Genomic DNA, 1,894 nt, shown 5'->3' on the forward strand with positions numbered 1-1,894 from the left:
CTCACCCCCGACGAACACCGGCGTGCCGTGGTGGAGTTCAACGACACGGCGCATGCCGTGCCGGACGGGTCGCTGGGCGAGCTGTTCTCGCGGCGGGTGGCTGAGACGCCCGATGCGCAGGCGGTCACCGACGGCACGCTCACGCTCACCTACGCACAACTGGACGCGCGGGCGAACCAGTTCGCGCACGAGGTGATCGGCAGGGGCGTGCGGCCCGGCGACGCGGTCGGTGTTCTTCTGGAGCGTTCGATCGAGACGGTCACCACGGTCCTCGGCTTGATGAAGGCCGGCGCCGTCTACGTACCCCTCGACGCCCGCTATCCGGCCGACCGCATCCGCCACGTCCTGGCCGACACCGGGGCCACGATCGTGGTGACGGACACCGCTTCCCTGCCTACTGTCCCCCGGGATGCGGCTGACGTGCTCGTCATCGACGCCACGCCTCGGGAGGAGAAGCAGTGCGAGGCGCCCCGGGTGGGTGTGCGGTCGGGGGATGCGGCGTATGTGATGTACACGTCGGGGTCGACGGGTGCGCCCAAGGGGATCGTGGTGACGCACGGCAATGTCGCCGCTTTGGCCGTGGATCCTCGTTTTGAGCGTGCGGCGCATCGGCGGGTCCTGCTGCATTCGCCGGCCGCGTTCGACGCCTCGACCTATGAGTTGTGGGTGCCGCTGCTGGGCGGGGGGACGGTGGTGGTGGCTCCGGCCGGGGACCTGGACGTGTCCGCGCTGCAGCGCACCGTCGTGACGCAGGAGGTCACCGCGTTGTGGCTGACCAGTTCCCTGCTGAATGTGGTCGCTGATCATGCTGCGCGGGCGCTGTCGGGGGTCGTGCAGGTGTGGACGGGCGGTGAGGCTGTCTCGGGGGCCACGGTGCAGCGTCTGCACGCGGCGTGCCCCGGGCTGACGGTCGTGGACGGGTACGGACCGACGGAGACGACGACGTTCGCCACCCACCATCGCGTGCCCCGGCCCTACAGCGGGGGTGCGACGGTGCCGATCGGGCGTCCGATGGCCAATATGCGGGTCTACGTCCTGGACGCGCGTCTGCGGCCGGTCGCGCCGCGGGTGACGGGTGAGCTGTACATCGCGGGGGCGGGTGTGGCCCGTGGCTATCTGAACAGGCCGGCGATGACGGCCGAGCGTTTCGTGGCCGATCCCTTCGGTGTCGAGCCCGGTGCGCGGATGTACCGCACGGGTGATCTGGTGCGTCGTGACGCCGGGGGTGACCTGGAGTACGTGGGCCGTGCCGATCAGCAGGTGAAGGTGCGTGGTTTCCGTATCGAGCCCGGTGAGGTCGAGCACGTGCTGGCGGAGCATCCAGCGGTCGGCCAGGCCGCCGTGGTCGCCCACCACGACCAGTCCGGCAGCACCCGCCTGATCGCCTACATCGTCCCCGACACCGACGGACCGACGGGGGACGAGGAGGAGCGCGACCAGATCGGCGAGTGGCAGAGCCTGTACGACTCTCTGTACTCAGCGCCCGGGTCCACGCTGGGCGAGGACTTCTCCGGCTGGAACAGCAGTTACGACGGCGAGCCGATCCCGCTGCCCGAGATGCGCGAGTGGCGTGCGGCCACGCTCGAGCGCATCAGGGCGCTGCGACCCGGCCGTGTCCTGGAGATCGGTGTCGGCACCGGTCTGCTGCTGTCCGCACTGGCACCCGAGTGCGAGGAGTACTGGGGCACGGACTTCTCCCCGGTCGTCGTGGCGCAGCTGCAGCGTCACATCGACGCCGACCCCGAGCTGGCCCGGAGGGTCACGCTCCGTGTGCAGGCCGCCCACGAGCACGGCGACCTCCCGCAGGGCCACTTCGACACGATCGTGGTCAACTCCGTTGCCCAGTACTTCCCGAACGGCGGATACCTGACGCAGGTCGTCGAACAGGCCTTCC

Annotated in this window: 1 protein-coding gene; it reads left to right on the forward strand. The window is 70.1% G+C overall.

The features are described 5' to 3' along the window. Nucleotides 1-1,894 (forward strand): amino acid adenylation domain-containing protein (locus tag E4U92_RS35590; RefSeq protein ID WP_137304586.1); only part of this gene is annotated, 1,894 nt, incomplete at both ends.

Source organism: Streptomyces galbus (assembly GCF_005280195.1).
Taxonomy (GTDB): Bacteria; Actinomycetota; Actinomycetes; order Streptomycetales; family Streptomycetaceae; genus Streptomyces; species Streptomyces galbus.